Source organism: Bradyrhizobium sp. WBAH42 (assembly GCF_024585265.1).
GTDB lineage: Bacteria > Pseudomonadota > Alphaproteobacteria > Rhizobiales > Xanthobacteraceae > Bradyrhizobium.
In genome coordinates, this window is sequence record NZ_CP036533.1 from 2,280,415 (window position 1) to 2,305,625 (window position 25,211).

Consider the following 25,211-nt stretch of genomic DNA (forward strand, 5'->3'; position numbering starts at 1 on the left):
AGCGTCGCGTCAAATTTCATCATTCACAAGCGCCCGCAGGAACCGCTCAGCGAGCGCATGTCGATCACCGTCATCGACCTCAAACGGCCACGTCGCGGTCTGCTCGATTAGATACGTCGCAGCTAGTCGCGGTGACGCTCGCCACACCTTTTGCTCGGTCTCGGAGCCCTCGTCATAGGCTGCGCTCATACGGCGAAGCATCGCGGAGACGAATGCGGGTGTCATGGCGTCGCCTTTTGTCCAACCTCAATGACGTAGGCGGTGCGAGCGTCTCCAAATGTGCGGGGCGGGTTCATGACGCGCCCCTGTCTTGATAGGTGTGGAAGGCATCGGCAGTGATGCGGCGGCTACGTCCCGCCTTGAAGCTCTTTAGTGTGCCAGACTTTAGAATCAGCCACAGCGTTGACATGGCGACGCCAAGCATCTCGGCGCACTGTTCGGGAGTGTAGCAACGACGCCCATCCGGAATTTCGGCGAGGACAATCTTTCGTTTAAGGGGCTTACGCATAGGAAACCGCCATCGCGCCCCTGTGGGCGTCGCGTGGTTCGCGGTTCGGGTTCTGCGCCACCAATGAGAGGGTGGCCCGACCGCACGGTCTCGCTATAGTCCAATCAACTCGGTGAAGCGGTCCGTTAGCCGCGCCTCACGTTGGGCGTCGATCAGCGGGGGCACAATAGAACTGGACGAAGCCGGAGTCCAAGGAACATTACACCGTGTCCAAATAGTCAGCCCAGTCCTGCATCAGTGGGCGGCGCTGTTCGATATATGGGCTTCTGTCATATGCCGCTTCCGATTCGGACTTGAAGACGTGCGCCAAGGCGGCTTCCGACAATCGATAGTCATACTTCGTCTGCTCAGCGCGCCACGTGCTGAAGCAGGCGCGCATTCCGTGCGCTGTACCCTCTGCAATCCGCTGTAGCGTGTGGGTCATTGCGTTGTGGCCGATCATCTGCCCGGCTTTCTCGCCTTCGAAGATCAGGTCATCGGGCTCTGCGTCGGGCGGGATAATGTTCTTCAAGAGCCTGATTGCTTGATGCGACAGCGGGACAACGTGGTCCGGTGCTTTCAGCGTTTTGCCGTTCTTATCGATAGTTTCTTTCACCTTGAGGCGTGCAACGGGAATCGTCCACGTTTTCTTCGCGAAGTCGATTTCACGCACGCGGGCGGCTCGGCATTCGGTGGGGCGGACAGCGCACAGCGTCGCCAATTCCAGTGCGCGGGCTGCCACTCGGTTTTTCGTACGCAGAGCCCGCATAACTTCAGGCAGTTCGACGTAGGGCACAGATTCGTGGTGTCTGACCGTTGGCGTGACGTTAGGCAAGAGATGTCGAAGCACACGCCAATCCGCGGGATTTGGAGCATCCGCGGTGATATAGTCCTTTGCGCGCGCGTAGTTGAAGATGGTTTCGATCCGGAAGCGCAGGTCGTTCGCGGTGCGGTTTTTGTCATGCCAGATGGGTTCCAGCACGGCGAGGACATTGGTTTTCGTGATCGCCCGGACGTCCATCTTTAGGAGCTTCGCGGCATGGCGTTCGATGCTGCTCCTAGCGTCCTTGGCGGTCTTCGGAGTGACTTCCTTCTCGTAGACGTCTTGGAACCACTCTGTCATGACCCTTTCGAAAGGCCGGCCTTCGATAGGAGCGGCGACCCGCGGCGCCCCCAACTGCCCGGCGGTGCGAAGCCGCCGTTTGGCCTCGGCCGCGTCGCGAGCTTCGACTAACGACATGCCGGCCTTGCCCGGACCGACGGCCGGGCCGATGCTGATTTCGTGGCGTTTACCTTTGTCGTGGAGGATGACGATCCAAGAGCGCGCCGTGGCGCTACGCACGTGCAGGAACAGCCCGCCGCCATCGCTATAGCGGCCGGGCTCAAGGCGTTTCATCACATCGGTCGGTTTGAGGGTGTGCAGGGCCACGGCGGCCGAACTCCGTTTCAACAGTCGCGCCCCCCTATATGCCCCAAGGCGGACGTCGGATATAGCCGGACGAGGCCGGACTTGCTCGGAGGGTAAATTTGCCGGAAAGCCCTATATCCGCAGCAAATTGGCGTCTAACCGCCTGAAATGGCTGCGAGAAAAAAGTAAGGCGCGACTGGCATCACCACAGTCGCGCCCTACGTCGCCGGCTTATGGGGCAGGGGGGAATAGCCGGCTGCTGAGACGACTCCCGTGCGCGGAAGTCGTTCCACACGTCGCGAAATATTTTGCCGGTCTGCTGCATTTTTCGCACACGGTTAAGTGATCGTAACGGCCAAGAACCCCCGGTCCTTCGGCGGAGTTGTTCCCGCGATCGCCATGGGGCGAGGGATCGACAGCCATGTCACAGATTCAAAAGGTTTTTTTGAGCGCCATCGCGATCGCCGCGACGCTCGGTGCCGTGCAATTGGCCTCCGGCCACGATCTCGCCGACCGCTGGCAGGCGGTCGCCGACATCTCCAGCCACAGCTCCAGCATCGCCCCGGGGCACAACGTCAATCGTGTCGCCAAGGCAGACCGGCTCGCCGAGATCAAGCCGGCAGCTGTGCCCACCCGGACGGTGTCGATGCGCCTGAACGACCTCGCCGATACGTCGGTGCTGCTGCGGGTCCCCGCCGTCATCGAGACCGGCAATGCCAAGTCGCCGGTGCTGCTCCAGAACCAGAAGAAGCCCCGCAACAAGCCGACGATCGCCTGTGAGCCGATGGTCAGCTCCCTGACCGAGGTCGCAAGGCTGCTCCAGCCCGGTCGCTGCGTGACCTGACCCGCGCCGCCAGGGTGGCTTGGCGGACCCAGACTTCACATCCTCTTGATCCGCCGTTGCCTCGCGCTATATCCGGGTTCCCTCCCTTTTGTTTGACCGGGTAAGCGCATGACGACGTCAGATACGGCTGTGCATACGCAGCCTTTCCAGGCCGAAGTTTCCGAACTGCTGCACCTGATGGTGCACTCCGTCTATTCGGAAACCGACATCTTCCTCCGCGAGCTCGTCTCCAACGCCTCCGATGCCTGCGACAAGCTCCGCTACGAGGCCATCGCAAGTCCCGCCCTGCTGGGCGAAGGCGACGCGCTCAAGATCCGCATCATTCCAAACAAGACGGCCAAGACGCTCACGATCGCCGACAACGGCATCGGCATGGAGCGGCAGGAGCTGATCGACCACCTCGGCACCATCGCCCGCTCCGGCACCAAGGCGTTCGTGTCCAAGCTGAAAGAGGCCAAGGACGGGCTCGGCCTGATCGGCCAGTTCGGCGTCGGCTTCTATTCCGCCTTCATGGTCGCCGACAAGATCGTCGTGATCAGCCGCCGCGCCGGCGAGAGCGATGTCTGGACCTGGAGCTCCCAGGGCGGCTCCGGCTTCGAGATCGCCCGTGCCAGCGACGAGGAGGCGGCGCGCGTGACGCGCGGCACCGAGATCGTCCTGCACCTGAAGGACGACGCCAAGAAATATCTCGAGACCTACGAGATCGAGCGCATCGTCACGGCCTATTCCGACAACATCCTGTTTCCGATCGAGCTGGTGCCCGAAGACGGCGAGCCGCGCCAGATCAATTCGGCGAGCGCGTTGTGGCAGCGCTCCAAATCCGAGCTGACGGCTGACGACTACAAGAAGGCCTATCAGCAGATCGCCTCCGCCTTTGACGATCCCGCGATGACGCTCCACTATCGCGCGGAAGGGCGCTACTCCTACGCCGTGCTGCTGTTTGCGCCCTCGACCAAGCCGTTCGACCTGTTCGAGCCGAACCGAAAGGGGCGGGTAAAGCTCTACGTCCGGCGCGTCTTCATCACCGACGATGCCGACCTGTTGCCGGGATACCTGCGCTTCATCCGCGGCGTCGTCGACAGCGAGGATCTCCCGCTCAACATTTCGCGCGAGATGCTGCAGAACAATCCGCAGCTGGCGCAGATCCGCAAAGCCGTGGCAACCCGGGTGGTGTCCGAGTTGGAAAGCCTCGCCGAGAAGGATCCGGAGAATTTTGCCAAGATCTGGGACGCCTTCGGCGCGGTGCTGAAGGAAGGCATCTACGAGGATTTCGAGCGCCGCGAAAAGCTGCTCGCGCTGTCGCGCTTCACCACCACGTCGGGCGAGAAGCGGTCGCTGAAGCAGGTGATCGGCGATTTCAAGCCGAACCAGACCGAGATCTATTATCTCGTCGGCGACAGCATCGAGCGGCTGAAGTCCAATCCGCGGCTGGAAGCTGCCACCGCGCGCGGCATCGAGGTGCTGTTGCTGTCGGATCCCGTCGATGCGTTCTGGACCTCGATGCCCTCGGAGTTCGAGGGCAAGCCGCTGAAGTCGCTGAGCCAGGGCGATCTCAACCTCGACCTGATCCCGCGTATCGACGAAAAGGACGAGCCGAAGAAGGACGAGCCGGCTGCGGACGAAGCCACCACCATCGCCGTGATCAAGGCCGCGCTCGGCGAGCGCGTCAGCGACGTCAAGGCCTCGACGCGCCTCACCAGCTCGGCCTCCTGCCTCGTCGCCGACAGCCAGGGCCCGAGCCGCGAGCTCGAGCGCATCTTGTCGCAGCAGAATCGCGGCATGAAGACCAAGCCGATCCTCGAGATCAATCTGCGCCATCCGCTGGTCACCGCGGTCACCAAGGCGCAGGCTGGCTCGACGGTCGTCGACGATCTCAGTCTGCTCCTGTTCGAACAGGCGCAGATCCTGGACGGCGAATTGCCGGAAGACCTGGCAGCGTTCGCGGCGCGGCTGAACCGGCTCGTCTTGCAGGGACTCGGCGGCTAGCGCCGCTTCGCAGCATCGTTCCGACCGGGGGCCGCCCGGGTCGTCAAACCGTTCGGCGCGCATCGGCTCTGGCGCTGCGCGTCCCACTCAACTTGACGTCAATTGGCCCGAGGAACAGTCGCGAACGACGAGATGATGTGTCATATGAAGCGACGTCACTATTCGAGGATTTCCCCATGCGCTTGTCATTCCTCACTCTTACCGCGATCTTCACGCTGCTGGGCGCAGCGGATGCCAGCGCGCAGCGATACGATCCGGCCTATCCCGTCTGCATGCACCGCTACGTCGGTGGCGGCCCTGGTGGCGGAGGCAGTGACTATTTCGACTGCTCGTTCACCTCGTTGGAACAGTGCCGCGCCACGGCCTCGGGCCTTGCCGCGACCTGCGACCTCAATCCCTATTACGCCTTCAACGAATCGCCGCCGCCGCGCCGGCGTCCCAAGAAGGTGCACTAGGTAAGTGAGCCGGGCCCAAGCCCGCGACATTCTGCATTCTTTGCTCTTTCGACCTGGTCACACGCGTCGGCGCGCTGCCGGCGGGCGCGACCTTGGCTGCGCGCTGCCGACGACGGTTAATCGCGCCCTAACCGGGTTTTACCTTGTCTCTTAACGCCTGGGTCAGGGCGTGCGGGCTAAGCTGCCGGAAACCGCAGACCGCCCGAAAGAGTGAACAATATGACCACCGGCGTCATCGAGCAGCCGAAAGCCGCGCGCGCACCGTCGGCTTCCAAGATCTGGTTGAGGGCGATCGAGCTCACCGCGCGGATCGAAACGCTGCCGGGCCGACTGTTCGCTGATGTCATCGACGATTGGGCGCAGCGCCAACCGAACCGCGTTGCGCTGGTGGCGGACGAGGCAAGCCTCGATTACGAAGGCCTGTCGAGGAGGATCAACCGCTACGCCCGCTGGGCGCGCTCGGTCGGCCTTGCCAAGGGCGACACCGTCGCGCTGATCATGCCGAACGGCATCGACTATGTCGCGGCCTGGCTCGGCATCAGCCGTGTCGGCGGCGTGGTCGCGCTGATCAACACCAAGCTCGTCGGGCCATCGCTCGCGCACTGCCTCGACGTGGCAAAGCCGTCGCATCTCATCGTTGCGCATGCGCTGACGGGGATGCTGGACAGCGCGGCGCCTCATCTGAAGACGCAGGCCAAAATCTGGACGCACGGCGATGGCCGCGGCGAGCGCGCGATCGATGACGCGCTTGCCGTTCTTGATGACGGCCCGCTCGCTACGGAGGAGCATGGCGACGTCACCATCGACGACCGTGCGTTGCTGATCTACACCTCGGGCACCACCGGCCTGCCGAAAGCAGCCAGCATCAGCCACCGCCGTATCCTCAATTGGGGCTTCTGGTTCGCCGGCCTCACCGGCGCGACGCCGCAGGATCGGCTGTACGATTGTCTGCCGCTGTTCCATTCGGTCGGCGGCATCGTGGCGCCGTGCAGCATGCTGGCCGCCGGCGGCTCGGTGGTGATTGCGGAAAAATTCTCGGCCTCGCATTTCTGGTCCGACATCGTCCAGCACGACTGCACGCTGTTTCAATATATCGGCGAGCTCTGCCGCTATCTGCTCAAGGCCGCGCCCTCGGAATACGAGAACCGGCACCGCCTGCGGCTCGCCTGCGGCAACGGCCTGCGCGGCGACATCTGGGAGGATTTCCAGGCGCGCTTCGCCATTCCGCGCGTCCTCGAATTCTACGCCGCGACCGAAGGCAATTTCTCGCTGTTCAACGTCGAGGGCCAGCCAGGCGCGATCGGCCGTATCCCGCCGCTGCTCGCGCACCGCTTTCCTGCCAGTCTCGTCAAGCTCGACCCCGATAGCGGCGCGCCGCTGCGCAATGACGAGGGCTTCTGCATCGCCTGCAGCCGCGGCGAGGCCGGCGAAGCCATCGGCCGCATCGGCACCGCGGACGAGGGCGGGGGACGGTTCGAGGGCTACACCGACGAGGGTGAGACCGAGAAGAAGATCCTGCGCGACGTCTTCGCCAAGGGCGATGCCTGGTTCCGCACCGGCGATCTGATGCGGATGGACGACAAGGGATTCTTCCATTTCGTCGATCGTATCGGCGACACGTTCCGCTGGAAGGGCGAGAATGTCGCGACCTCCGAGGTGAACGACGCGGTGCGCGATTTCAGCGGCGTGGTCGATGCCACCACCTATGGCGTCAGCGTTCCCGGCGCCGACGGCCGGGCCGGCATGAGCGCGATCGTCGTGAACGAGGGCTTTGACATCGGCGCGCTGCCCGCTCATCTGGCGCAGCGCCTGCCGGTTTACGCCCGCCCGCTTTTCATCCGCATCTCGCGCGAGCTCGATGCCACCGAGACCTTCAAGCAGAAGAAGGGCGAGCTGGCCCGCGAGGGGTTTGACCCGGCCGCGGTCTCCGATCCGTTGTTCATGCTCGATCCGACATCCGGCGGCTACGTTTCGCTGGACGAGAAGGCGTATGCGGCAATCTCGGGCGGCACGATCAGGCTGTAGAGCAACCGAAATCGAGAGATAGGTCCAATTTTATCTGAATTGTCCAAGAAGCCATTTACTTCTGTCGGGTAAACAGACCGCCATGGGGAGGCGGTCATCAAGAGCCGCCGCAACAACGAGATCGATAACAAAAGCGAGCCAGCCATGTCGGTAAGGTCAAAGGTCATTGAAGCGATCCAGCAGATCGCCAAGGAGCAGCACGTCACGCTTCCCGCCCTCTCGGACGATCTGTCCCTGCATGAGACGGGTTTCGACTCGCTCGCCTTCGCCATCCTGGTCGCGCGCCTCGAGGACGAAACCGGCGTCGACCCCTTTACCATTTCCGAGGACGCTGCGTTCCCCGCCACGGTGGGCGATTTCGTGCGGGCCTACGAAAATGTCCCCGCGTGAGATCTTTGCGCTTCGCGACCATCTCGGCGCTGAGCTGAAAGGCCGCACCATCTCCGATGCGCACGATGTCGTGTCGCTGACCGACATCCTGTCGCACACGGTTCTGGGCGGCCGGCGGCACGAATTGTCAGGCCGCGCCGTGCTGCTCAGGCTGTCGGACCAGCTCCGGTCCGGCCTTGCCATGATCGAGCTCGACGGCATCGCCCGCCGCATGCTGCTGTGTCCGCCGGACCTCAATCCGGCGTATCTCGATGCATTGATTGCGGACGCCGGGATCGATGCTGTCGTCACCGATGAGCCCGATCGCTGGGCTGCGTCCGACGTGCCGCTGATCGTCACCGCGCAATTGCCGCTTCAAGCCGCCGCGCCGGCCAGGACCGAGCGCGCCACCGAGTGGCTGATGCTGACTTCGGGCACCTCGGGCGTGCCAAAGATCGCCGGCCATACGCTGGAAGCGCTGACCGGCGCGATCGTCGCCGAAGCCCCCGCACGCGGACCTGCACCGGTCTGGGCGACGTTCTACGACATCCGCCGCTATGGTGGCCTGCAAATCTTTCTCCGCGCCATCCTCTCCGGCGGCTCGTTAGTGCTATCCGATCCCCATGAGGCGCTCGCCGATCACGTCGCGCGGCTGAAGGCGCGCAATGTCTCGCATATCTCCGGCACGCCCTCGCACTGGCGCAAGCTCCTGATGAGCGGCTCGGCCGCGCAATTCGCCCCGGCTTACGTCCGCCTCTCCGGCGAGATCGCCGACCAGGCCGTGCTCGACGGCCTGAAGGCGGGATTTCCCAATGCGTCCGTCGGCCATGCCTATGCCTCGACCGAGGCCGGCGTTGGTTTCGCCGTCAATGACGGGCTGGAAGGCTTTCCGGCCGACTATCTCGGCAACCGCAACGGCGTCGAGATGAAGGTCGTCGACGGCTCGCTGCGCATCCGCTCGGCGCGCACGGCCCATGCCTATATCGGCCGCAATGCCGCCGCGCTCACCGACGACGACGGGTTCGTCGACAGCGGTGACATCGTCGAGCTGCGCGGCGACCGCTATTATTTCGTCGGCCGCCGCGGCGGCATCATCAATATCGGCGGGCTGAAGGTCCACCCCGAGGAGATCGAGGCGGTGATCAACCGCCATCCCGACGTGCGGATGTCCCGCGCGAAGTCGCGCAAGAGCCCGATCACCGGCGGCATCGTCGTCGCGGACGTGATCCTCGCTGAGGGCACCGATCCGGCGCGCGCGAAAGAGATCCGCGACCAGATCCTCGCGCTGTGCCGCGCCCAGCTCGCATCCCACAAGGTGCCGGCGGTGCTCCGCTTCGTCGAGGCGCTCGACGTCACCCCGGCCGGAAAACTGGCGCGCACCGATGCATAACGTTCTGGTCACCGGCGGCAGCCGCGGCATCGGGCTTGCGATCGGCAAGCGCCTGATCGCGGCCGGCTTCAACGTCATCGCGGCGGCGCGGCGCGAAAGCAACGAGCTCAACGCGGCCATCGCTGCCGCCGACGGCCGCCTGCATTTCCGCGCCTGCGATCTTGCCGTAATCGATGCGATCCCGGCTTTCGCGAAGCTCGTGCGCGACGAATTCGGCCCGATCTACGGCCTCGTCAACAATGCCGGTCTCGGCACCGAAGGCCTGCTCGCCACCATGCACAATTCCGAGATCGAGGCGCTGGTGCAGCTCAACGTGCTGTCGCCGATCATCCTCACCAAATATGTGGCCCGGCAGATGATGGCTGACGGCGCCGGGCGCATCATCAACATCTCCTCGATCATCGCGACGACAGGCTATAACGGCCTGTCCGTCTACGGCGCGACCAAGGCCGCCGCGACCGGCTTCACCCGCTCGCTCGCACGCGAGGTCGGCAAGCTCGGCATCACCGTGAACGCGATCGCGCCGGGCTTCATCGACACCGAGCTGACGCACACTCTCTCCGACGAAGGCCGCAAGCGCATCGCCGGCCGCAGCGCGCTGCGCCGGTTGCCGGAGACGGACGACGTCGCGCGCATGGTGGAATACCTTCTGGGCGACGGCGGCCGTAACGTCACCGGCACCGTGTTCACCATCGATGCCGGGAACACGGCGTAAGCGGAACCCGGCTGCCACAATTGCGTTGATCGGGCGCAATGACAGCCAGCCGGATTTGGTCGTAAGATGCCCCGCAATCGATTGGGTTACGTCAATCGATCTGCCCTAGTCGAAGAGGAGCAGTCGATGGCCACTTCAAACATGACCGCTTCAAATCGGGCCCTGACGGAGCCAGTCCGTGTAAAGCCGGATGAGGTTCGCTGTCCGCCGATGTCGCATCAGAATTCCGGCGCTCACGGTCACGAGATGTATCCGCAGCAATTCGTGCGTCTCGTCGGCTGCCACGACGTCCCTGCATCCCGGCTGCGCAAGCGCGAGGACGAGCAGCTGCACTAGCCGCTCACGGCCGCTGCTTCGGCAAGTCGATTCGTTCGTGTGAAAATTCCGGCGGCCCTCAACCTCTTGGAGCCGACCGTCGATAGCCGCTCTCCCCGCGCGGTCGTTTGATGCCGATCAATGATCCCGCCGCGCCATTGCAACGCGGCCGCATCTTGTTGTCGGGGCCGGTTTCGGCCAATGATCGAAAGCGGGTGCCGGCCAGCGAACCCGGATCGATCCTGCCACGTATTTTGTTTCGCGTTCCAACCATCCGGTAATCCCGATGAGCTCAGGCGAGTCCTTCTATGGCGGCATTCCCGTCTTCCGAGGCTTCACCAGCCTGATGGATCCCGCGCTCTATGCGCCGCTGCCGGACGACTGGAGCATCGGTGTGGCCGATATCGTCGATTCGACCAAGGCGATCGCGGCGCTGCGCTACAAGGCCGTGAACATGGCGGGCGCCGCCGTGATCGCGGCGGTGACCAATGCGCTGCAGGGGCGGGAATTCCCCTTCGTGTTCGGCGGCGACGGCGCCAGCTTCGCGGTGGCGCCTGACGATGCCGAACTTGCCCGCGAGGCGCTGGCGGCGACCGCGACCTGGGTGCGGGAGGACCTCGATCTGACCATGCGCGTCGCATTGGTGCCGGTCAGCGTCATTCGCGCACAGGGCCTCGACGTGCGCGTCGCCCGGTTCGGGCCGTCGCCCAATCTGTCCTATGCGATGTTCTCGGGCGGCGGGCTCGCCTGGGCCGACGCCGCGATGAAGCGCGGCGAGTTTGCCGTCGAGGAGGCGCCCGCCGGCACGCAGCCGGACCTCTCGGGCCTGTCGTGTCGTTTCGAGGTGATGCCGGCTGCGCGCGGCCTGATCCTGTCGGTGCTGGTGATGCCGGCGCGCGGCGTCGATCCGCCGGCCTTCCGCAAGGTGATCGAGGACATCATCCATCTCGTCGAGCGCAGCCCGGAGGGCGGCCGCCCGGTGCCGCCGCAGGGGCCGCCGCTGAAATGGCCGCCGCAGGGCGTGGAATTCGAGGCCCGCACCAGGCGCGGGGGGCCGCTGCTCGCGCGCAGAGCCAGCGTGCTGGCCTATACGCTGTTCGCCTATCTCATCATGCGCTTCGACATCAAGATCGGCGGCTTCGTGCCCAGCCTCTACAAGCGCCAGGTCGTCGAGAACTCGGACTTCCGCAAATATGACGACGGCCTGCGCATGATACTGGACTGCACGCCGCAGCTCGAGCGCGCGTTGAACGATCGTCTCAAAGCCGCCGCGCGCGAAGGCATTGTGCGCTACGGCCTGCATCGGCAGGACGCCGCGATGATGACCTGCTTCACGCCGTCGGCACTGCGCAGCGATCACGTCCATTTCATCGACGGCGCGCGCGGCGGCTATGCCTCGGCGGCGACGGCGTTGAAGGCGATGATGGCAGCGGGTTAGCGGCCCGTGCGCGTCCAGGTCTCGCCGCCGCAGAGCGCGCCGACGCAGCCTTCGACCCGCAGCGCGTCCGCGCCAGTCAGGCTGATGTTGCTCGCATAGGTGCCGCCGTCGTCGGCATTGTAGATCTGGCCCGACCATTTGTTCGGTCCCGCCGGCTCCATGCCGCTGAACAAGGGCAGGCCGATCATCGGACGCCTGGCGAGCGCGGGATTGGGATTCTTGCTGTCGGTGGCGGGCTGGCCGGTCGCGGTGTCCATGGGCTCGCGCAGCCAGACGATGTGGCCGCAGATGCCGCCGCCGCATTTGCTGATCTTGACGCGCGCATCGCCCGCCTGGGTGAGCCAGGTCCCTTCGGCGTTCTGCGCATAAGCGGAAGGCGCACCGATCAGCGCAGCCAGAATGACGGTGAGAGCGGCGAATCTGAATGTCATGGAGAGGAGCCCTGGAATGGAGGCGCCTCCATAGCAGCAAATCGAGCGCGCGCAACGCCTGATGGAATCACATTCCTGCGTTCAGTTGCCCGAACATTTTGCCTGCGATCATTTGCCCCAGCGCGCGAAAGCGACCGAGGCAGCGGTCGAGAGCCCGAACACGACCATGGCGCCGCCGACCAGCGCGAACAGGGTCCAGGCCGGAGCCTGCGCGGTCATCAGTCCGATGCCGCCGATCGCGACGATCAGAAGCCGTGCCGTGGAAGCGAGCACGGGCCCGCCGACGCGTGCCGCGCCTTGCGAGGAGAAGTAGAGCGACACGCCCATGCCGAAGAACACGAAGGCTGGACCGGCCCAGTGGAAATAGCTGTGCGCGGCGGCGGTGACGCCGGGATCGCGCGTGAACAGCCCCACCCACAGCGACGGCGCGAGCGCAACGGCGAGGCCGATCAGGCCCACCGTGAGTCCTGAGGCCGCAGCCGCGGTCCAGGCCACACGCCGCGCGCGCTTCACATGTCCGGCGCCGATCGCCATGCCGACCATCGGCACCGAGGCGATGCCGAAGGCGAAGGTGATCGGGATCAGCAGAAATTCCAGCCGCGAACCGATGCCGTAGCCGGCCAGCATCTCGGTGCCGAAGGTCGCGAGGATCTTTGTGAAGATCAGGATGGTGAGCACGGTCTGAAGCGGCGACAGGCAGGCCACCGCGCCGACTTTGAGAATGTCCAGGAACATCGCGCGCTCGAAATGGAAGGCGCGGAGATTGAGCGGCAGCCGGCTGCGGCCGGACAGGAGATACCAGAGGAAGAACAGCGCGGCGCAGCTGAACGCGATCAGCTGGCCGCTGGCCACCCCCGGCATGCCGAGTTGCGGCATGCCGAACAGGCCGAGTCCCAGCGTGCCGCCGAGCACGATCTGGAGCACGCTCGCTCCGATCAGCGTCATCGAAGGCAGGCGCATGTCGCCGGTGCCGCGGATCACCGAGGCCAGCGTGTTGACGAGCCAGATCGCGACCGCGCCGGAGAACAGCACCTGTGAATAGCCGCTGGCCTCCTCGAGGACGCGCTCGCGTCCGCCGAGCAGCGCGAAGAAGGAGCGACCGAAGGCGAGCATCATCACCGTGAAGAACAGCCCGCCGCAAAGGCCGATGATGGCGGCATGCAGCGCCAGCGTCGCGGCGCGGTCGCGATCCCCTGCGCCGAGCGCGCGGCTGATCGCAGAGGAGACGCCGCCGCCCATCGCGCCGGCGCTCATCATCTGCGTCAGCATCGCGAACGGAAACACCAGCGCGATCGCGGCGAGCGGGATGGTGCCGAGCCGGCCGATATAGGAGGTCTCGGCCACCGCAACCAGCGTGCTGCCGACCATCGCGATCATGTTGGGGATCGCGAGCCGCAGCAATGTCGGCAGGATCGGCGCGGTCAGGAGGCTTGCGATGGGGGAGGCGACCGGCGCAACCGGCGGGACGGCATCTGCGGGGGCGTCGATCGTCATGTTCACCGGGCGGAATATTAAATGATGATCGACATATTATAAGAGAATGAGGCGGCCGGCGCAGCCCTGGCTCATGCAGGGCTCACCACGGCAGGCCGCATAGGTCGATCGTGCCCAGCGTCGGCGCGCGCACGATGTGGAAGACATAGGGCGCCATGTAGGTGAACCGGATCCGCCCTTCCGGCTGCTCGCAATAGACCTCGCCGTTGAAGGGCAGCCAGCTCCGGGCCTGGTAGAAGGTCGCGTTGTGCGGCTCGCAGACCAGCAGGGCGAAACGGACCGCCTCGTTGGCGCGGATCGTATGCACCGCTGCCTCGATAGCCGTGGTTGCATAGCCACGGCCGCGCTGGTCCTCGCGCGTGGAGACGCCGCCGATGCCGCCGACATGAACCTTCTGTCCGTTCCAGGTGATGGTGCGGAAGTAGATGCCGACGTGGCAGACGAGACCGTCCTCGGGCGTCTCGAGCAGCACGCGGAGATCGGCATTGGCCCATTTGACGTGAGCCCAGGGCTTGCCTGCGACCAACTGCGGTGCCCAGACCGCCTGAAGCAGCGGCTCCGCGATCGGCCACGAGGCGTCGCCGTTCAATATGTCGATTTCGATGCTCATGGCGTGGTCCTCCACAGCTCCGTTTCATGGCGCGCTTGTTCTGTCTTAAGCGCTTCAAAGGCAATGATATTTTACCACGGCCCGCAGGCCTGATCGACGGTGGCCGATTGCGATCAATTTGTGCATTCGGGCACGGCGCGCCCGGTCACGCCCTTTCGCAAATTCTAAGGTATTTAATGGCGGCGGAACCTTCTATAAGGGGTGACCGTTAGAACTCGTTCCCCACCAGTTGCGGACAAGAAGCCATGACCTTTACGCTGCCCCCACTTCCTTACGCCTATGACGCCCTCGGCCAGTACATGTCGAAGGAGACGCTGGAATATCACCACGACAAGCATCATCAGGCCTACGTCACCAACGGCAACAACGCGCTCAAGGGGACCGAATGGGAAGGCAAGTCCCTTGAAGAGATCGTCAAGGGCTCGTTCGGCAAGAACCCTGCGGTGTTCAACAACGCCGGCCAGCACTACAACCACATCCATTTCTGGAGCTGGATGAAGCCCAATGGCGGCGGCACCAAGCTGCCGGGCAAGATCGAGAAGAAGATCAACGAGGACCTCGGCGGTTTCGAGAAGTTCAAGACGGACTTCCAGGCGGCCGGCGTCGGCCAGTTCGGCTCCGGCTGGTGCTGGCTCCAGGTCAAGAACGGCAAGCTCGAGATCTCCAAGACCCCGAACGGCGAGAATCCGCTGGTGCACGGCGCCACCCCGATCCTCGGCTGCGACGTCTGGGAGCACTCCTACTACATCGACTATCGCAACCGCCGCCCTGATTATCTCAAGGCGTTCGTCGAGAACCTCGTGAACTGGGAATACGTGGAGTCCCTGTTCGAGAAGGCGTGACGATGTCATTCCGGGGCGCGCGAAAGCGCGAGCCCGGAATCCATTGTCCGTTCGGGTGACGCCCGATGGATTCCGGGCTCGGCGCTGACGCGCCGCCCCGGAATGACAGAAACAAAGGCGGTCGCAGGCGCGACCGCCTTTTTTGCTGTGCGGAATTGCCCTGCGCCGAGCGCGCACGGGTCTGTCATCGTACCGTTTGCATCGGGGGAACACGGCCCTTAATCAGGGCGGGCATCATCCTCGAGCGACCCAGCCCCGTTGTCAGAACCTTCCCCGAACAATCCGGCGCCTGGCGGCGACGCGGAATCCGAGCCGCGGCCGGGCCGGGTCCGCAAGCCGATCGGCTGGTCGACCATCATCATCGCAGCTCTGGTGGCGGTGAGTGCGGCACTGGTCTGGCGGCGCGACGGCACCGACGGCGTTCTGGACATACTCACCCACGATCTCTCGCTGTTCTCGGGCATCCTGCCGCGCGTGCTCGCCGGCTGCCTGCTCGGCGCCTTCATCTCGGAAATCCTGCCGCACGAGAAAGTCTCGCGCTCGCTCGGGCCGAAATCCGGGCTGATGGGCCTGCTGATCGGCACCGCCTTCGGCGCAATCCTGCCCGGCGGTCCCTTCACCGCCTATCCGGTCGCCAGCGCACTCCTCGCGGTCGGCGCCGATTTCGGCGCAACCATCGCCATGGTCGTGAGCTGGACGCTGATCGGCTATGGCCGGGCGGTCGCCTGGGAAATCCCGATCATGGGCACCGATTTCACGCTGTGGCGGATTTTGATCTCGCTGCCGCTGCCCGTGCTCGCCGGCGCGCTCGGCCGCTTCGTCTACATCAGGCTCTATCCGAAGCCCCTCGCGAAGGACGACGAGAGTTGAGCGCAGCGCTTCTGATCGACGTTCTGCTGTGGGGTTCGGTGCTCGGCGTCGGGCTGATCGCCTTTCGCCGCGGCGCGCCGGTGTTCAAGGCATCCTTGCGCGAAGGCACGATGGACTTCGTCAACATCGTGCCGCGGATTGCGCTCGGCGTGATCGGCTCCGGCTACATCGCCGCCATCATCCCGCAGGAGGTGATCACCGGCTGGCTCGGCCCGGATAGCGGCTGGCTCGGGGTTGCCACCGCCGTGGTCGCCGGCGCAGCCACGCCCGGCGGCCCCGTGGTCGGCTTCTCCATCGGCACCGTGGCGCTGAAGTCGGGCGGTGGGATGCCGCAGGTGGTCGCCTATGTCGTCGCTTGGGCGTTGTTTGCCTTCCAGCGGGTGATCTTGTGGGAGATCCCGTTCATGCCCGCCCGTTTCGTCTGGTTCCGCTGCGCCGTCTCGGTGCCGTTCCCGTTCGTGGCAGCGGCGATCGCCATGGTGATCGGCAAGCCCTGAGCCGGGATGTCGGTCCAGCCGTGGACAGGCGTAATGTTATAATATAACGTCTGCAAATGGCTCCCGCCGCGTCCCACGCCCACCAGCACGACCATGCTCATGGCCACTCCCACGGTCACGGCGACGAGCATTCGCACGGGCACGATCACACCCACGCCCATGTCCACGATGCGGCTTCGCCGCACCCCGCCCAGGCCGCGCCCTGGTCGATCCTGCGCATGACCATGGCGGGCCGTCTCGCGGCCGCGCTCGCCGTCTGTGCCGTGCTGTGGGGCATCGTCTTGCTGGCGATGAGGTGAGGATGGCAGCGCTGCATTTCCACAATGTCACGCTCGGCTACGACCGGCACCCCGCCGTGCATCATCTCAGCGGCGAGGTCGCGCCGGGTGCGCTGGTTGCGGTGATCGGTCCGAACGGCGCCGGCAAGTCGACGCTGCTGCGCGGCATCGTCGGCATCCTGAGGCCGCTCGACGGCAGCATCCATCTCGGCGGGCTCGACAGCAGGGACATCGCCTATCTGCCGCAGAGTGCGGAGATCGACCGCAGCTTCCCGATTTCGGTGTTCGATTTCGTCGGCACCGGGCTGTGGCGTGGCACGGGCCTGTTCGGCGGCATCGGCAAGGCCGCGCGCGACAAGATACTCCGCGCAATCGGAGCCGTTGGCCTCAGCGGGTTCGAGAACCGCCCGATCGGCACGCTCTCCGGCGGCCAGATGCAGCGCGTGCTGTTCGCGCGGGTGCTGCTCCAGGATGCCAGCCTGATCGTGTTGGATGAGCCCTTCAACGCCATCGACAGCAAGACCACCACCGACCTGCTTGCGCTGGTGAAGCGCTGGCACGGCGAGGGCCGCACCGTGCTCGCCGCGCTGCACGACATGGAGATGGTGCGCAACCATTTCGCCGAAACACTGGTGCTGGCGCGCGGCCCGGTCGCGTGGGGACCGACGGCGGAGGTGCTGACGCCGGAAAACCTGCTGGTCGCGATGCGGATGTGCGAGGCATTCGACGACAGCGCGGCGGCCTGCGCGGCCGATGATATCAGCTCGCGGGCGGCCTGAACTCCGATGCTCTATGACGCGCTGATCGGTCCGTTCACCGAATTCGAGTTCATGCGGCGGGCGCTGGCCGCCGTGATCGCGCTGGCGCTGGCGGGCGCGCCGATCGGGGTGTTCCTGATGCTGCGCCGGATGAGCCTCGTCGGCGACGCCATGGCGCATGCGATCCTGCCCGGCGCGGCCGTCGGTTTCCTGCTCTCCGGCCTCAATCTGTTCGCGATGACGGCCGGCGGCCTGATCGCCGGCTTTGCCGTCGCGATCCTCGCCGGTGTGGTCGCACGCTCGACCGGGCTGAAGGAGGACGCCTCGCTCGCGACCTTCTATCTCGCTTCGCTGGCGCTCGGCGTCACCATCGTCTCGATCAAGGGCACCAATATCGACTTGCTGCACGTGCTGTTCGGCAACATCCTCGCGATGGACGACCAGACCCTGCTGGTGGTCGCCTTCAACGCCACGGTGACGCTGCTGGTGCTCGCGGTGATCTACCGCCCGCTGGTGATCGAGAGCGTCGATCCCCTGTTCCTGCGCACCGTGAGCCGGGCCGGCGGCCCGGCCCATCTCGCCTTCCTCGCGCTGGTCGTCATCAACCTCGTCAACGGCTTTCAGGCGCTGGGCACGCTGCTGGCGGTGGGGCTGATGATCCTTCCCGCGGGCATCGCAAGGTTCTGGTCGCGCGATCTCACCGCGATGATCTGCATCGCCGTGGTGGCCGCTGCCGTCTCCGGCTATGCCGGCCTCGTGCTTTCGTTCCAGACCCGCGTGCCTTCAGGCCCCGCGATCATTCTGGTGGCGACGGTGCTCTACATCGTCTCCGTCCTGTTCGGCCGCGTCGGCGGCATCGTCCGGCATCTATTTCCCGGCCGGCATCTGGAAGCATGACGATGCGGCTCATCCTGCTTTGTGCACTGTTGCTGATCGCCTCGCCGCTTGAGGCCGCGGAGCGGCTCAACGTCGTTGCGAGCTTCTCGATCCTCGGCGATTTCGTTCGCAATGTCGGTGGTGACCGCATCAACCTGACGACGCTGGTCGGGCCCGACAGCGACGTCCACGTCTATGCGCCGGCTCCTAGCGATGCGAAGCGGGTCGCGGCGGCGAAGCTCGTCATCGTCAACGGGCTCGGCCTGGAGGGCTGGCTGCCGCGCCTCGTGCAATCCGCAGGCAGCAAGGCGCAGGTGGTCACCGCGAGCGCGGGCATTGCGCCGCTGAAACTCGGCTCGGCCGCGGATCCTCATGCCTGGCAGTCGGTCCCCAATGCCAAGGTCTACGTGACCGACATCGCCAATGCATTGGCCGCCGCCGTCCCGGATGACGCGGAGATCTTCCGCGCCCGGGCTAAGGCCTATCTGGAAAATCTCGAAACGCTCGATCGCGAGGTCCGCGACGCCGTTGCCAAAATCCCGGCCGATCGTCGCAAGGTGATCTCCACCCACGACGCCTTCGGCTATTTCGCTGCCGAATACGGTATCCAGTTCATCGCCCCCCTGGGCGTCTCCACGGAAACCGAGCCCAGCGCGCGGGACATTGCGGCCATCATCGGCCAGATCAAGGCCCAGAAAATCCCGGCTGTGTTCCTGGAAAATATCACCGACGATCGCCTGATCCGGCGGATCGCGGCCGAGACCGGTGCCAAGGTCGGCGGGACCCTGATTTCGGACGGTTTGACCGGCGAAAAGGGGCCCGCACCCACTTACATTGACATGGTCAGGCACAATATAAAGGCCCTGACCAGCGCGCTTGACCATTAGGGCAGGGGCCACCCCGCCTCGCGTCGCGCGAAAAAGCCTTGACGTCCGGAGTTGTTATGTCTGAAGCGACCTCCCAGAAGATTCCCGTGACCGTGCTGACCGGCTATCTCGGAGCCGGCAAGACCACGCTGCTGAACCGCATCCTGTCCGAAAACCACGGCAAGAAATACGCCGTCATCGTCAACGAGTTCGGTGAGATCGGCATCGACAACGATCTCATCATCGGCGCCGACGAGGAAGTGTTCGAGATGAACAACGGCTGCATCTGCTGCACCGTGCGCGGCGACCTCGTCCGCATCATGGACGGCCTGATGAAGCGCAAGGGCAAGTTCGACGCCATCATCGTCGAGACCACCGGTCTTGCCGATCCGGCGCCGGTCGCGCAGACCTTCTTCGTCGACGAGGACGTGCAGAAGAACGCGCGGCTCGATGCGGTCGTGACGGTCGCCGACGCCAAATGGCTGTCCGACCGGCTCAAGGACGCGCCCGAGGCGAAGAACCAGATCGCTTTTGCCGACGTCATCGTGCTGAACAAGACCGATCTCGTCAACAAGGGCGAGCTCGCCGAGGTCGAGGCGCGCATCCGCGGCATCAACCCCTATGCGAAGCTGCACCGCACCGAGCGCTGCTCGGTGGCGCTGGCCGACGTGCTCGATCGCGGTGCGTTCGATCTCGACCGCATCCTCGACATCGAGCCGGATTTCCTCGAGGCCGACGATCATGATCACGACCATGATCATCACCACCATCACGACCACGACCATCATCACCATCATCACGGTCACGGCCTGAAGCACTATCACGACGAGGACATGCAGTCGCTCTCGCTGAAGACCGACAAGCCGCTCGATCCCAACGTGTTCATGCCCTGGCTGCAGAACCTGGTGCAGGTCGAGGGCGGCAAGATCCTGCGCTCCAAGGGCATCCTCGCCTTCCACGACGACGACGACCGCTACGTCTTCCAGGGCGTCCACATGATGCTGGAGGGCAACCACCAGCGGAAGTGGAAGGATGGCGAGCCGCGCGAGAGCCGCCTCGTCTTCATCGGCCGCGAATTGCCCGAAGAGGCAATCCGCAAGGGCTTTGAGAGCTGCATCGTCTCGTGATGAAAGAGTTTACGCCGGCTCCCGATTCCGCTTCGATCGTTTCCGTCACCGACCGCGTCAAGCCTGTTGCGCTCGGCATGGCCGTGACCTCGGTGCATTTCCTGAGGGATCGCGCCGTCTTTGTCGGCGGCGAGGAGAACGTCGCATTCGTCGATGCCAATTGCGAGATCACCACGGTCGCCGTGCATGGCGGCGGCATTCTCTCGACCGCCTCCGACGGCAAGCGCATCGTGATGGGCGGCGACGACGGCAAGGTGGTCTCGCTCGACGCCAAGGGCGAGGTGACGCTGCTCGCCACCGATCCCAAGCGGCGCTGGATCGACGCGGTGGCGCTGCAGGCCGACGGCGCCTTCGCCTGGTCCGCCGGCAAGACCGCGACCGTCAAGAGCGGCAAGGCCGAGGAGAAGTCGCTCGACGTGCCCTCGACCGTCGGCGGCCTTGCCTTCGCGCCGAAGGGTCTGCGGGTCGCAATCGCGCATTACAACGGCGTGACGCTGTGGTTTCCGAACATGGCGGGATCGGCCGAATTCCTGCCCTGGGCCGGCTCGCACCACGCGGTCACCTTCAGCCCCGACAACAAGTTTCTCGTGACAGCGATGCACGAGCCGGCGCTGCACGGCTGGCGGCTTGCCGACAACAGGCACATGCGCATGACCGGCTATCCCGGCCGCGTCCGCTCGATGTCCTGGAGCGCCGGCGGCAAGGGGCTCGCGACCTCGGGCGCCGACACCGTGATCATCTGGCCGTTCGGCAGCAAGGAGGGTCCGATGGGGAAGGAGCCTGCCATGCTCGCGCCGCTGCAGGCGCGCGTCTCCGTGGTCGCCTGTCATCCCAAGAACGACATCCTCGCCGCCGGCTATAGCGACGGCACCGTGCTGATGGTCCGCATGGAGGACGGCGCGGAGATCCTGGTCCGTCGCAACGGCACGCCTCCCGTGGCCGCGCTCGCCTGGAACGCCAAAGGCACGCTGCTGGCGTTTGCCGACGAAAATGGGGACGGCGGTCTGCTCGAGCTTTAAACTGTCATCCTTCAGGCCGTAGGGTGGGCAAAGGCGCTCTTGCGCCGTGCCCACATCTCTCTCCGCAAAGCAAAAGTGGTGGGCACGTCGCGCGAAGAGCGCGCCTTTGCCCACGCTACGGCAGCTCAATTCATGCGCTTTCTGACGACCTTCCAGCTTGCCGATTTCGCCGACACGCTGATCAGCCTGACCACGGCCTTCGTGCTGGGCACCTTGATCGGCGCCGAGCGGCAGTACCGCCAACGCACCGCGGGGCTGCGCACCAACGTGCTGGTTGCGGTGGGAGCGGCCGCCTTCGTCGATCTCGCCATGCACCTGACCGGCGCCGACGGCGCGGTGCGAGTGATCTCCTACGTCGTCTCCGGCATCGGCTTCCTCGGCGCCGGTGTCATCATGAAGCAGGGCATGGACGTGCGCGGCCTCAATACGGCAGCGACGCTATGGGCCTCGGCCGCGGTCGGCTCCTGCGCCGGCGCCGACATGGTCGCGCAGGCGGCCGCGCTGACCGTGTTCGTCATCGCCGGCAACACCATGCTGCGCCCGCTGGTCAACGCCATCAACCGCATCCCGCTGAATGAGAAGGCGCTGGAGGCGACCTACTATTTCAAGCTCGCGGTGGCGGCCGACGCATTGCCCGACATGCGCGACCGCCTCGTCGACAAGCTCGAGGCGGCGAAATATGCGGTGGCCGATATCGAAGTCGCCGAGATCAGCGAGGACATTCTGGAGATCGCCGCCAGGCTGGTTGCGAGCGCGGTCGACCCGAACGAGCTGAACGCGGTCGCGACCGATCTGCAGCATCTCCCAGGCGTGCGGCATGCGACCTGGCAAGTCAGCACAACGGAGTAGCGCGGCGTTTTGGCGCGTGGGTTCCCCGCGTCTTCGGTTCCGGAACCGGCGCGCCCCAAACTCGTTGATCCCCAGGACAAAGGCGGTGATCGACATGCCCGGCCGAGATGACAAGCACAGACTGAAGCTCAACCTGACAATCGCCGGTGCGCTGTTCGCAGCAGGCGTTGTGGTGTCGGTGATGTCGCTGGCGCAAATCCGCGCCGAAAGCCGGATGCAGCTGGCACAGGCGACGCCCCCGCTCCAGGGCACCCCGTCCGACGAACAGAGCAAAGTGCCCGCGGAGGCGAAGCCCGGCGGCGACCGGCCGACCACGCCGGCCCCTGAGCCGGCACGGCCCGAGCCGCAGACGCAGGGCGCGGCAGGCGCGGCCAAACCAGCACTGCCGCCGGCCCCGGCCGAGAAGATCGCGCCGCCGATTGAGAAGAAGTAGGCGGGGAACGAGCTCTCTATACCGAGACGGTGTCATCGCCCGGCTTGACCGGGCGATCCAGTATTCCAGAGACAGCTATGGAATGCGGAGAAGCCGCGGCGTACTGGATGCCCCGGTCAAGCCGGGGCATGACAGTCGAGCGCTTGCCCCCTTACCGCACCAGAATATTCCGGAACTGCCAGGGGTCGCTGCTGTCGATATCTTCCGGGAACAGTCCGGGACGATCCGTCAGCGGAGTCCAGTCGGTATAAAAACCCTTCACCGGGCCGAGATAGGGCAGCTGAATTTCGAGCAGGCGCTCGAAATCCATCTCGTCGGCTTCGACGATGCCTTCATTGGGGTTCTCCAGCGCCCAGGCCATGCCGCCGAGCACGGCGGAGGTCACCTGCAGGCCGGTGGCGTTCTGGTAGGGCGCGAGCTCGCGCGTCTCTTCGATGGAGAGCTGCGAGCCGAACCAATAGGCATTCTTGTCATGGCCGAACAGCAGCACGCCGAGCTCGTCGATGCCGTCGACGATCTCGTTCTCGTCGAGGATGTGGTGCTTCTCCTGCATCTTCCCGGCCCGGCCGAACATTTCATGCAGCGACAGCACGGCATCGTCAGCCGGATGATAGGCATAGTGGCAGGTCGGCCGGTAGATCGCCTTGCCCGACGCATCGCGCACGGTGAAATAATCGGCGATCGAGATCGACTCGTTGTGGGTGACCAGGAAGCCATACTGGGCGCCGCGGGTCGGGCACCAGGTGCGCACGCGCGTGTTGGCGCCGGGCTGCATCAGGTAGATGGCGGCGCCGCAGCCGGCTTCATGGGTGTGCGCATTCTCGGGCATCCATTTCTCATGGGTGCCCCAGCCGAGCTCGGATGGCTGCATGCCTTCCGACAGGAAGCCTTCCACCGACCAGGTGTTGACGAAGACGTCAGGCTCCTTCGGCTTCTTCGAGCGCTGGGTGTCGCGCTCGGCGATGTGGATGCCCTTGATGCCGGCCTGCCGCATCAAATCCGCCCATTCGCCCTTGGTCTTCGGCCTGGGGGCATTGAGCTTCAGATCGGCGGCGACATTGAGCAGCGCCTGCTTGACGAAGAAGGAGACCATGCCCGGATTGGCGCCGCAGCAGGAGACGGCCGTGGTCGAGCCGGCTGGACGGGCCTTCTTGGCGGCCAGCGTCGTTTCGCGCAGCGCGTAGTTGGAGCGCGCTTCCGGGCCCTTCGAGGGATCGAAATAGAACCCGAGCCAGGGCTCGTTGACGGTGTCGATGTAGAGCGCGCCGAGCTCGTTGCAGAGCTCCATGATGTCGGTCGAGCCGGTATCGACCGAGAGATTGACGCAAAAGCCCTGGCCGCCGCCCTCGGTGAGCAGCGGGGTCAACACCTCGCGGTAATTGTCCCTGGTCAGGCCCTTCTGGATGAAGCGGACATTGTGCTTCTCGCAAAGTGCCTTGCGGCCCTCGTCCTTGGGATCGAGCACGGTGATGCGCGACTTGTCGTAGTCGAGATGCCGCTCGATCAACGGCAGCGTGCCTTTGCCGATGGAGCCGAATCCGACCATGACGATGGGGCCGGTGATCTTCGCGTAGATCTGCGAGGGAGGGCTCATGGGATGGGTTCTCCGGAAAGTGCTGGCAGTGAGGGATGGATCAGGCGCTGCGGCGCTTGTCAGATGCTGCGGCGCTTTTTAGGTGCCGCGGCGCTTGGCGGTGACTTCGATCTCGACCTTCATCTCGGGCCTGGCGAGGGCGCTGACGACCAGCAACGTCGCCGCCGGCCTGATGTCGGCGAGGACCTCGCCGCAGACGGCGAAGTGGGCGTCGATGTAGCTGGCGTCGGTCACGTAGTAGGTCGCACGGACGATATCGGCCATCTCGAAGCCGCCCTCCGTCAGTGCGGCGGCGATGGTCTTGAAGCAGTTGCGTGACTGGCTCGTGACATCTGATGGCATCGTCATCGTGGTGTAGTCATAGCCGGTGGTTCCCGCGACGAAGGCGAACTCGCCGTCGATCACGGCACGGCTGTAGCCGACGGTCTTCTCGAGCGGGGAGCCGGTGGAGATCAGGCGACGGGACATGGTCATGGGCCTCGACTGAAGGGGTGTTTCGCGGGGTTTAAAGGGCGTTTCGGGGGCCTGCGCAACCCCAAAGGAAGGGCCTCGCGCAGGCGCGGCAGGGCGTTGCCGCTCGATGCGGCCTAGGTCGTCGCTACAGGAGCGATCCCTCAGGCCGCGTGCGCCTCAGGCGCGCGAACCGACCTCCGTTTGGGCAGGGCCGCGCCGGTCGGGACAATCATCCCGGCGGCGCCATCGAGCGCACCATCGGTGAACTCGATCGCCAGCAGGCGGTCGCGCTCGAACGGGCCGGGCAGCGACAGCTCCGCGGTCTTCTCGGTCGAGAAGCCGAACCGGGCGTAATAGGGGGCATCGCCGAGCAGGATCACGGCGTCATGCCCGCGCGCCCGGGCGGCGGCCAGCGCTTGATGCATCAGCGCGGCGCCGATCCCGAGCTCGCGGCAGGCAGGGTCGACCGCCAGCGGTCCGAGGACCAGAGCGGGCCTGCCTCCGGCGCTGACATGCCACAGCCGCACGGTTCCCACGAGCTTGCCCTCGCGCATCGCCGACAGGGCAAGGCCTGCAGCGGGCGCGCGTCCGTCGCGCAGGCGCTGGCAGGTGCGGCCATGGCGGGTCTCGCCAAAGCAGGCATCGAGCAGCGTTTCGCGCGTCGCGACGTCGGTAGCACGTTCCGCGCGGATCACGAACGGAGCGGCTTTCGAGGTGAGGGCAACTTGCGGCTTCCGAGGAGCAGTCATGGCACGTCAGTCCCCGCTTGAACCGGCGTGCGC

General features: G+C 65.1%; 29 protein-coding genes. 20 read left to right on the top strand and 9 right to left on the bottom strand.

What is annotated here, in order from left to right:
- Nucleotides 1-9: 9 nt before the first annotated feature.
- The 3 genes from DCG74_RS10625 to DCG74_RS10630 all read right to left on the bottom strand — a co-directional run bounded on the left by DCG74_RS10625 (nt 10) and on the right by DCG74_RS10630 (nt 1,916).
- Entirely contained in the window at nt 10-225 is a 216-nt protein-coding gene (locus DCG74_RS10625) for a hypothetical protein (protein ID WP_172785037.1), read from the bottom strand.
- 67 nt (nt 226-292) lie between these two features.
- Nucleotides 293-508: a helix-turn-helix domain-containing protein gene (locus DCG74_RS38985; RefSeq protein ID WP_172785036.1), complete on the bottom strand. Its 216-nt coding sequence runs from the start codon at nt 506-508 to the stop codon at nt 293-295.
- 199 nt (nt 509-707) lie between these two features.
- Nucleotides 708-1,916, bottom strand: a complete 1,209-nt coding sequence (locus tag DCG74_RS10630; protein ID WP_172785035.1) for a site-specific integrase — start codon at nt 1,914-1,916, stop codon at nt 708-710.
- A gap of 400 nt (nt 1,917-2,316) precedes the next feature.
- On the opposite strand from DCG74_RS10630, the gene DCG74_RS10635 reads away from it, so the two are divergent.
- From DCG74_RS10635 to DCG74_RS10675, 9 genes are all read left to right on the top strand, one after another.
- Entirely contained in the window at nt 2,317-2,739 is a 423-nt protein-coding gene (locus DCG74_RS10635; protein WP_172785034.1) for a hypothetical protein, read from the top strand.
- A gap of 108 nt (nt 2,740-2,847) precedes the next feature.
- Nucleotides 2,848-4,725 carry a molecular chaperone HtpG gene (gene htpG, locus DCG74_RS10640; protein ID WP_172785033.1) on the top strand — a complete coding sequence of 626 codons (1,878 nt, stop codon included), beginning with the start codon at nt 2,848-2,850 and terminating at the stop codon, nt 4,723-4,725.
- A gap of 176 nt (nt 4,726-4,901) precedes the next feature.
- Nucleotides 4,902-5,180 carry a DUF3551 domain-containing protein gene (locus DCG74_RS10645; protein WP_172785032.1) on the top strand — a complete coding sequence of 93 codons (279 nt, stop codon included), beginning with the start codon at nt 4,902-4,904 and terminating at the stop codon, nt 5,178-5,180.
- A gap of 210 nt (nt 5,181-5,390) precedes the next feature.
- Nucleotides 5,391-7,205, top strand: a complete 1,815-nt coding sequence (locus DCG74_RS10650; RefSeq protein WP_172785031.1) for a long-chain-acyl-CoA synthetase — start codon at nt 5,391-5,393, stop codon at nt 7,203-7,205.
- Between the two features lie 144 nt (nt 7,206-7,349).
- Entirely contained in the window at nt 7,350-7,595 is a 246-nt protein-coding gene (locus DCG74_RS10655; protein ID WP_015688794.1) for an acyl carrier protein, read from the top strand.
- Nucleotides 7,582-8,964, top strand: a complete 1,383-nt coding sequence (locus DCG74_RS10660) for a class I adenylate-forming enzyme family protein (RefSeq protein ID WP_172785030.1) — start codon at nt 7,582-7,584, stop codon at nt 8,962-8,964. The genes DCG74_RS10655 and DCG74_RS10660 overlap by 14 nt, the downstream gene beginning before the upstream one ends.
- Entirely contained in the window at nt 8,957-9,679 is a 723-nt protein-coding gene (locus DCG74_RS10665) for an SDR family NAD(P)-dependent oxidoreductase (RefSeq protein WP_172785029.1), read from the top strand. Before DCG74_RS10660 ends, DCG74_RS10665 begins: the two co-directional genes overlap by 8 nt.
- A 126-nt stretch (nt 9,680-9,805) precedes the next feature.
- A complete protein-coding gene (locus DCG74_RS10670) occupies nt 9,806-10,015 on the top strand; it encodes a hypothetical protein (protein WP_172785028.1) in 210 nt (69 codons plus the stop codon).
- Nucleotides 10,016-10,280: 265 nt separating this feature from the next.
- Nucleotides 10,281-11,432, top strand: a complete 1,152-nt coding sequence (locus tag DCG74_RS10675) for a DUF3095 domain-containing protein (protein WP_172785027.1) — start codon at nt 10,281-10,283, stop codon at nt 11,430-11,432.
- On the opposite strand, the gene DCG74_RS10680 is transcribed toward DCG74_RS10675, so the two are convergent.
- The 3 genes from DCG74_RS10680 to DCG74_RS10690 all read right to left on the bottom strand — a co-directional run bounded on the left by DCG74_RS10680 (nt 11,429) and on the right by DCG74_RS10690 (nt 13,967).
- Nucleotides 11,429-11,863 carry a DUF2147 domain-containing protein gene (locus tag DCG74_RS10680; protein ID WP_172785026.1) on the bottom strand — a complete coding sequence of 145 codons (435 nt, stop codon included), beginning with the start codon at nt 11,861-11,863 and terminating at the stop codon, nt 11,429-11,431. The genes DCG74_RS10675 and DCG74_RS10680 overlap by 4 nt on opposite strands.
- Nucleotides 11,864-11,971: 108 nt before the next feature.
- Complete coding sequence (locus DCG74_RS10685; protein ID WP_172785025.1) at nt 11,972-13,357, bottom strand: MATE family efflux transporter; 1,386 nt, start codon at nt 13,355-13,357, stop codon at nt 11,972-11,974.
- An 82-nt stretch (nt 13,358-13,439) separates the two neighbouring features.
- Nucleotides 13,440-13,967 carry a GNAT family N-acetyltransferase gene (locus tag DCG74_RS10690; RefSeq protein WP_172785024.1) on the bottom strand — a complete coding sequence of 176 codons (528 nt, stop codon included), beginning with the start codon at nt 13,965-13,967 and terminating at the stop codon, nt 13,440-13,442.
- A 245-nt stretch (nt 13,968-14,212) separates the two neighbouring features.
- On the opposite strand from DCG74_RS10690, the gene DCG74_RS10695 reads away from it, so the two are divergent.
- The 11 genes from DCG74_RS10695 to DCG74_RS10745 all read left to right on the top strand — a co-directional run bounded on the left by DCG74_RS10695 (nt 14,213) and on the right by DCG74_RS10745 (nt 22,382).
- Nucleotides 14,213-14,809, top strand: coding sequence for a superoxide dismutase (locus DCG74_RS10695; RefSeq protein ID WP_172785023.1), 597 nt, complete (start codon nt 14,213-14,215; stop codon nt 14,807-14,809).
- Nucleotides 14,810-15,067: 258 nt separating this feature from the next.
- The gene (locus DCG74_RS10700) at nt 15,068-15,679 is read left to right on the top strand and encodes a permease (protein ID WP_172785022.1); all 612 of its coding nucleotides are present in this window, start codon (nt 15,068-15,070) and stop codon (nt 15,677-15,679) included.
- Complete coding sequence (locus DCG74_RS10705) at nt 15,676-16,176, top strand: hypothetical protein (protein ID WP_172785021.1); 501 nt, start codon at nt 15,676-15,678, stop codon at nt 16,174-16,176. The genes DCG74_RS10700 and DCG74_RS10705 overlap by 4 nt, the downstream gene beginning before the upstream one ends.
- A gap of 56 nt (nt 16,177-16,232) precedes the next feature.
- On the top strand, nt 16,233-16,475 hold the full coding sequence (locus DCG74_RS10710; RefSeq protein WP_172785020.1) for a hypothetical protein: 243 nt from the start codon (nt 16,233-16,235) through the stop codon (nt 16,473-16,475).
- Nucleotides 16,476-16,477: 2 nt separating this feature from the next.
- On the top strand, nt 16,478-17,233 hold the full coding sequence (locus DCG74_RS10715; RefSeq protein WP_172785019.1) for a metal ABC transporter ATP-binding protein: 756 nt from the start codon (nt 16,478-16,480) through the stop codon (nt 17,231-17,233).
- Between the two features lie 6 nt (nt 17,234-17,239).
- The gene (locus tag DCG74_RS10720) at nt 17,240-18,109 is read left to right on the top strand and encodes a metal ABC transporter permease (protein ID WP_172785018.1); all 870 of its coding nucleotides are present in this window, start codon (nt 17,240-17,242) and stop codon (nt 18,107-18,109) included.
- 2 nt (nt 18,110-18,111) lie between these two features.
- Entirely contained in the window at nt 18,112-18,975 is an 864-nt protein-coding gene (locus DCG74_RS10725) for a metal ABC transporter substrate-binding protein (protein WP_172785017.1), read from the top strand.
- Between the two features lie 56 nt (nt 18,976-19,031).
- A complete protein-coding gene (locus DCG74_RS10730; protein WP_172785016.1) occupies nt 19,032-20,081 on the top strand; it encodes a GTP-binding protein in 1,050 nt (349 codons plus the stop codon).
- Complete coding sequence (locus tag DCG74_RS10735) at nt 20,081-21,100, top strand: WD40 repeat domain-containing protein (RefSeq protein WP_172785230.1); 1,020 nt, start codon at nt 20,081-20,083, stop codon at nt 21,098-21,100. Before DCG74_RS10730 ends, DCG74_RS10735 begins: the two co-directional genes overlap by 1 nt.
- Nucleotides 21,101-21,232: 132 nt before the next feature.
- Nucleotides 21,233-21,949, top strand: a complete 717-nt coding sequence (locus DCG74_RS10740) for an MgtC/SapB family protein (RefSeq protein WP_172785015.1) — start codon at nt 21,233-21,235, stop codon at nt 21,947-21,949.
- A gap of 94 nt (nt 21,950-22,043) precedes the next feature.
- Entirely contained in the window at nt 22,044-22,382 is a 339-nt protein-coding gene (locus tag DCG74_RS10745) for a hypothetical protein (protein WP_172785014.1), read from the top strand.
- Nucleotides 22,383-22,533: 151 nt separating this feature from the next.
- Here DCG74_RS10745 and DCG74_RS10750 read toward each other — a convergent pair whose 3' ends face one another.
- From DCG74_RS10750 to DCG74_RS10760, 3 genes are all read right to left on the bottom strand, one after another.
- On the bottom strand, nt 22,534-23,976 hold the full coding sequence (locus tag DCG74_RS10750; protein ID WP_172785013.1) for a homospermidine synthase: 1,443 nt from the start codon (nt 23,974-23,976) through the stop codon (nt 22,534-22,536).
- Between the two features lie 78 nt (nt 23,977-24,054).
- A complete protein-coding gene (locus tag DCG74_RS10755) occupies nt 24,055-24,444 on the bottom strand; it encodes a RidA family protein (RefSeq protein WP_172785229.1) in 390 nt (129 codons plus the stop codon).
- A 146-nt stretch (nt 24,445-24,590) separates the two neighbouring features.
- Complete coding sequence (locus DCG74_RS10760; protein WP_172785012.1) at nt 24,591-25,178, bottom strand: GNAT family N-acetyltransferase; 588 nt, start codon at nt 25,176-25,178, stop codon at nt 24,591-24,593.
- Nucleotides 25,179-25,211: the final 33 nt, after the last annotated feature.

Bases quoted from the DNA above. Each gene is read 5' to 3' on its own strand.
- DCG74_RS10745 (WP_172785014.1), top strand. From the start codon at position 22,044: ATGCCCGGCCGAGATGACAAGCACAGACTGAAGCTCAACCTGACAATC.
- DCG74_RS10750 (WP_172785013.1), bottom strand. From the start codon at position 23,976: ATGAGCCCTCCCTCGCAGATCTACGCGAAGATCACCGGCCCCATCGTC.
- DCG74_RS10690 (WP_172785024.1), bottom strand. From the start codon at position 13,967: ATGAGCATCGAAATCGACATATTGAACGGCGACGCCTCGTGGCCGATC.
- DCG74_RS10665 (WP_172785029.1), top strand. From the start codon at position 8,957: ATGCATAACGTTCTGGTCACCGGCGGCAGCCGCGGCATCGGGCTTGCG.
- DCG74_RS10735 (WP_172785230.1), top strand. From the start codon at position 20,081: ATGAAAGAGTTTACGCCGGCTCCCGATTCCGCTTCGATCGTTTCCGTC.
- DCG74_RS10645 (WP_172785032.1), top strand. From the start codon at position 4,902: ATGCGCTTGTCATTCCTCACTCTTACCGCGATCTTCACGCTGCTGGGC.
- htpG (WP_172785033.1), top strand. From the start codon at position 2,848: ATGACGACGTCAGATACGGCTGTGCATACGCAGCCTTTCCAGGCCGAA.
- DCG74_RS10670 (WP_172785028.1), top strand. From the start codon at position 9,806: ATGGCCACTTCAAACATGACCGCTTCAAATCGGGCCCTGACGGAGCCA.
- DCG74_RS10635 (WP_172785034.1), top strand. From the start codon at position 2,317: ATGTCACAGATTCAAAAGGTTTTTTTGAGCGCCATCGCGATCGCCGCG.
- DCG74_RS10730 (WP_172785016.1), top strand. From the start codon at position 19,032: ATGTCTGAAGCGACCTCCCAGAAGATTCCCGTGACCGTGCTGACCGGC.
- DCG74_RS10680 (WP_172785026.1), bottom strand. From the start codon at position 11,863: ATGACATTCAGATTCGCCGCTCTCACCGTCATTCTGGCTGCGCTGATC.
- DCG74_RS10625 (WP_172785037.1), bottom strand. From the start codon at position 225: ATGACACCCGCATTCGTCTCCGCGATGCTTCGCCGTATGAGCGCAGCC.
- DCG74_RS10760 (WP_172785012.1), bottom strand. From the start codon at position 25,178: ATGACTGCTCCTCGGAAGCCGCAAGTTGCCCTCACCTCGAAAGCCGCT.
- DCG74_RS10660 (WP_172785030.1), top strand. From the start codon at position 7,582: ATGTCCCCGCGTGAGATCTTTGCGCTTCGCGACCATCTCGGCGCTGAG.
- DCG74_RS10725 (WP_172785017.1), top strand. From the start codon at position 18,112: ATGCGGCTCATCCTGCTTTGTGCACTGTTGCTGATCGCCTCGCCGCTT.
- DCG74_RS10695 (WP_172785023.1), top strand. From the start codon at position 14,213: ATGACCTTTACGCTGCCCCCACTTCCTTACGCCTATGACGCCCTCGGC.
- DCG74_RS10740 (WP_172785015.1), top strand. From the start codon at position 21,233: ATGCGCTTTCTGACGACCTTCCAGCTTGCCGATTTCGCCGACACGCTG.
- DCG74_RS10685 (WP_172785025.1), bottom strand. From the start codon at position 13,357: ATGACGATCGACGCCCCCGCAGATGCCGTCCCGCCGGTTGCGCCGGTC.
- DCG74_RS10755 (WP_172785229.1), bottom strand. From the start codon at position 24,444: ATGTCCCGTCGCCTGATCTCCACCGGCTCCCCGCTCGAGAAGACCGTC.
- DCG74_RS10715 (WP_172785019.1), top strand. From the start codon at position 16,478: ATGGCAGCGCTGCATTTCCACAATGTCACGCTCGGCTACGACCGGCAC.
- DCG74_RS10710 (WP_172785020.1), top strand. From the start codon at position 16,233: ATGGCTCCCGCCGCGTCCCACGCCCACCAGCACGACCATGCTCATGGC.
- DCG74_RS10675 (WP_172785027.1), top strand. From the start codon at position 10,281: ATGAGCTCAGGCGAGTCCTTCTATGGCGGCATTCCCGTCTTCCGAGGC.
- DCG74_RS10720 (WP_172785018.1), top strand. From the start codon at position 17,240: ATGCTCTATGACGCGCTGATCGGTCCGTTCACCGAATTCGAGTTCATG.
- DCG74_RS38985 (WP_172785036.1), bottom strand. From the start codon at position 508: ATGCGTAAGCCCCTTAAACGAAAGATTGTCCTCGCCGAAATTCCGGAT.
- DCG74_RS10655 (WP_015688794.1), top strand. From the start codon at position 7,350: ATGTCGGTAAGGTCAAAGGTCATTGAAGCGATCCAGCAGATCGCCAAG.